Genomic DNA, 4,275 nt, shown 5'->3' on the forward strand with positions numbered 1-4,275 from the left:
CCGAGCGCGCGGATCATCGCGACATAGAGGTCAGAGTTCTGCACGCGGATCTTCATGCCATTCATGTCTTCGGGCAGCAGGATCGGCTTTTCCGTGTTGTAGAAGCTGCGTTCACCGGAATCGTAGAAACAGAGGCCGATAAGGTTATGCGGCTCCAGCGAAGCGAGGATGGTCTCGCCGATCTCGCCGTCGAGCGTCGCATGAAGATGGTCCTGCGAGCGGAACAGGAAGGGCAGAGACGGGATCGTCGTCATCGGCTCGATGGCATTGAGCGGGGCGAGATTGACGCGGTTGAGGTCGAGCCCGCCAAAGGTCGTGATTTCCAGCGTGTCGCGTTCCGAGCCGAGCTGGCCGCCGGCATAGATACGGATATCGAGCCGCCCGTCTGTCTCCTCGCGCAACAGCTTGGCCATGTGCTTGACGGCCTGCACGGTCGGATAATCGGCCGGGTGCGTGTCTGACGATAGCAGCGGCCGGGATTGGCCCTGGCTGCAGCCGGCAAGCGCCAGGCCAGCGCTGCCTGTCGCCAGAACAGCCCGCCGGGACAGTTGGAACGGTGTGGTCAAAGCGTCACCCCCCTCTTCCAGATGGCGATGGAGCGCTCGCCATTGATCTCGTTTCGGGTCTGCTTGCCCGAGGCGATGTCGACAAGGGCGTGTAGGAACGCCCCGGTCACATCGCCCCGACCCCCGGCACTCAGGATCTGGCCGGCGTCGAAATCGATCCAGCCAGGCTTGCGCTCTGCAAGCGCGGTATTCGAAGAGATTTTGACGGTCGGCACAGGAAAGCCAAGCGGCGTGCCGCGGCCTGTCGTGAACAGGATGAGCGTGGCCCCGGCGGCCGTGAGCGCTGTGGAGGAAACCGCATCATTGCCAGGCGATTCCAGGAGGGTGAGGCCGGGCGTGCGAACGCGCTCTGCATAGCGCAGAACGTCAGTGACAGCGGCCTGCCCCGACTTCTGGACGGCGCCGAGGGATTTTTCCTCAAGGGTCGTGATGCCGCCAGCCTTGTTGCCTGGCGAGGGGTTCTCGCTGACAGGCTGGTCGTGGTCGATGAAGTATTGCTTGAAACTGCTCACAAGCGCGGCGATGGCGTCGAAAACCTCCCTCGAGGCCGCGCGCTGCATCAGCAGGTGTTCGGCGCCGAAGATTTCCGGGATTTCGGTCAGGATGGCCGAGCCGCCTGCCCCGGTGACCCAATCGGCTGCATCACCGACCAGCGGGTTGGCGGTCAGCCCGCTCAGCGCGTCCGATCCGCCGCATTTGAGGCCGATGACGAGGTCGCTGACTGGGCAATCGGTGCGCTCATCGGCGCCAGCGATCGCCATGAGGTCGCGGACTGCAGCGACGCCCTCCTCGATCTCATCAGCGGAGGTCTGGGCAATCAGGACGCGCAGGCGGTCTGCCGGAATATCCTCCGCCACGGCGAGCAGCGCATCGGCCTGATTGTTTTCGCAGCCAAGCCCGACCACCAAAATGCCGCCAGCATTCGGGTGCTGGGCGAGCGAGGCGAGGATTTGCCGGGTGGCGCCGAGATCATCGCCGAGCTGCGAGCAGCCGAACACATGCGGAAAGGCGGTAACGGCGTCGACAGAGCCTGAAAGGTCGCGTTCGGCCCGCCGTGCGATCTGCTCACAAACATTCGCGACACACCCGACCGTCGGAATGACCCAGATTTCGTTACGCGTGCCGACGCGGCCATTGGCGCGCCTGAAGCCTTTGAAATTCCGCGTGTCCGGCGCAGCGTTCCTGACGGCGTGAACGCCCTCAAAGCTGTACTCCGCCGTGCCGGTAAGCGTCGTGCGGACATTGTGCGTGTGGACGTGGTCGCCGGGCGTTATCGCCTCGGTGGCACGGGCAAAGACTTCGCCGAAGCGGAGGACCGGATCGCCTTCGCCATGCGGTGTGAGCGAGAATTTGTGATAGGCGGGAATATCTGCGCGCAGCGTGACGGGATCAGCATCGACCGGAACCCTCTCACCCTTGGAGAGATCGCGCAGGGCGACAGCGACCGTATCGCTTGCATTCACGCGAATGGCCTGCTTCAAGCCTGTCGTCGTCTGCACCTCTTCAGCGCTGGTCTGCACGCCCGTTTCTCCCCTGCTGCACCCGTGTTCCGCGCGCTAATTATATCGTATGACCTCTTGTATGGTAACCGGTGTCATTGTAAACGCAAGAGGCATTTAATAGGTCGTGCAGGACGGCCCTGACAGGGAAAGACTTCGCCATGGCTGACACATTTCAAAAAGGCACCTCACTGGTTCACGAGGATCGCCTGTTCCCTGCCAATCTCGATATGCGGGACATTGCGCGCCGTCTTTACAGCGAGGTCAAGGACCTTCCGATCATCAGCCCGCACGGCCACACCGATCCGAGCTGGTTTGCGAACAATGCCCCCTTCGGCAATCCGGCAGAGCTGCTGCTCGCGCCCGACCATTACATCTATCGAATGCTCTACGGTCAGGGTATCAGCCTCGACGCGCTGGGCGTGCCGAGCAAGGCCGGCAATCCGGACACCGATCCGCGCGAAGCCTGGCGCATCTTTGCTGAAAACTACTACCTTTTCCGGGGAACGCCGTCGCGGCTATGGCTCGATCATGTGTTCAATGAGGTTTTCGGGCTGAGCGAGCCGCTCGATGGCTCGACCGCTGACGCCTATTACGATGTGATCAACACCGCCCTGCAATCGGACGCCTACCGTCCCCGCGCCCTGTTTGACCGGTTCAATATCGAGCTTCTGGCAACGACCGAATGCCCGACCGATACGCTCGACCACCACAAGACCATCCAGTCTTCCGGCTGGGGCGGGCGCGTCATCTCTGCCTATCGCCCGGACGCCGTGATCGACGCCGATCATGAGCGCTTCCAGGCTGCCCTCGACGAATTCGCTGACATCACAGGAGAGGAGACGCGCAGCTGGACGGGCTATCTCGCCGCGCACCGAAAGCGCCGCGAAGACTTCAAGGCGATCGGCACGACCTCCTCAGACCACGGTCATCCCACGGCCTTCACCGCCGACCTCGGCGCCGCCGAAGCCGAAGCCCTTTTCGACAAGGTTGTCGCCGGCAAAGGCACGGCGAAAGACCATGAGCTGTTCCGCGGCCAGATGCTGACCGAGATGGCACGCATGAGCGTCGATGACGGGCTTGTCCTTCAGATTCATCCTGGCTCCTGCCGCAACCATAATGGACCACTCTTCCAGAGCCATGGCCGCGACAAGGGCGCCGATATTCCGATGCAGACCGACTATGTTCACGCGCTGCGGCCCCTGCTCAACGCGTTCGGCAATGATCCGAGGCTGTCGATCATCGTGTTCACACTGGATGAGACGTCCTATTCGCGCGAACTTGCACCGCTGGCAGGCCACTACCCTGCCCTGAAGCTCGGCCCGGCCTGGTGGTTTCATGACAGCCCGGAAGGCATGCGCCGCTTCCGCGAACAGACGACAGAGACCGCCGGCTTTTACAACACGGTCGGCTTCAATGACGACACGCGCGCCTTCCTCTCGATCCCGGCCCGCCATGATGTCGCCCGACGCGTCGATTGCAGCTTCCTCGCCCGGCTCGTCGCCGAACACCGCCTGCGCGAAGACGAGGCCCAGGAACTTGCCCGCGCGCTCGCCTATGACCTCGCCAAGGCGGCTTACAAGCTCTAGCGGTTGGCCTTCACGAGCCGGTCAAGAGGGATGCGCGTCAGCTCGATCCGCTCCTTGTTGGTCGCATAAGCCACATAAAGATGGCCTTCGTGAACGAGGCTTTTCGGGTACGAATAGCCAAGCCGTTTGTAGCGCCCATCGAACTGCATGGGCGGCAGATCTTCCAGACCGGTGCGTAGCGTGTAGGCACGGTCGAACCTGTACCCATCTTCGCTGAGCGACAGCACGAGAGGATAGCGCCGCCTGTCGCGGCGTGGATTGTTGACGCGAAAGGCGGTGCCGCCCGGCAAATTGCCAGCGCTCTGTTTGGAGCGGGAGTCGGGGAAGTCAGAGAGAACAGGCCGCGTCCAGCACAGGCCATTATCATGGCTTTCGGACACGAGCGTGGCGCCGCTGCCCGTCTGGTCGCGGAAAACCATGACGATGGTGCCATCAGGTGTGAGATACCAGCTCGGTTCGAGTTCGCGGCTGACATTGCCATCGTTGGGCAAATTCTCCATCTCGCCGCGTCTCCATCCGGTCCGTCCGAGCGGATCAGAAGTTGTGTGAGGCGCGGCGATCAGACCGGGCTGAACATGGAAGGTCGTCAGGATGCGCCCATCCGGCAAGGCCCGCATATCC

Annotated in this window: 4 protein-coding genes; 1 reads left to right on the plus strand and 3 read right to left on the minus strand. The window is 62.5% G+C overall.

Annotation, left to right across the window (positions count from 1 at the left end; translation table 11 throughout):
• Together dctP and WA989_RS11300 are read right to left on the minus strand one after the other, a co-directional pair.
• Positions 1-566 (minus strand): TRAP transporter substrate-binding protein DctP (gene dctP / locus WA989_RS11295; protein WP_424340604.1); only part of this gene is annotated, 566 nt, incomplete at its 3' end.
• Positions 563-2,086 (minus strand): UxaA family hydrolase, encoded by a 1,524-nt coding sequence (locus WA989_RS11300; protein ID WP_424340605.1) that lies wholly within the window; start codon positions 2,084-2,086, stop codon positions 563-565. The genes dctP and WA989_RS11300, both read right to left, overlap by 4 nt.
• Positions 2,087-2,226: 140 nt before the next feature.
• On the opposite strand from WA989_RS11300, the gene uxaC reads away from it, so the two are divergent.
• Positions 2,227-3,654, plus strand: a complete 1,428-nt coding sequence (gene uxaC, locus WA989_RS11305) for a glucuronate isomerase (RefSeq protein WP_424340606.1) — start codon at positions 2,227-2,229, stop codon at positions 3,652-3,654.
• Here the strand turns inward: uxaC and WA989_RS11310 are convergent.
• A partial coding sequence (locus WA989_RS11310; RefSeq protein ID WP_424340607.1) for an exo-alpha-sialidase occupies positions 3,651-4,275 on the minus strand: 625 nt, incomplete at its 5' end. The two genes, uxaC and WA989_RS11310, sit on opposite strands and share 4 nt — an antisense overlap.

It is taken from the genome of Henriciella sp. (genome assembly GCF_049649345.1).
Taxonomy (GTDB): domain Bacteria; phylum Pseudomonadota; class Alphaproteobacteria; order Caulobacterales; family Hyphomonadaceae; genus Henriciella.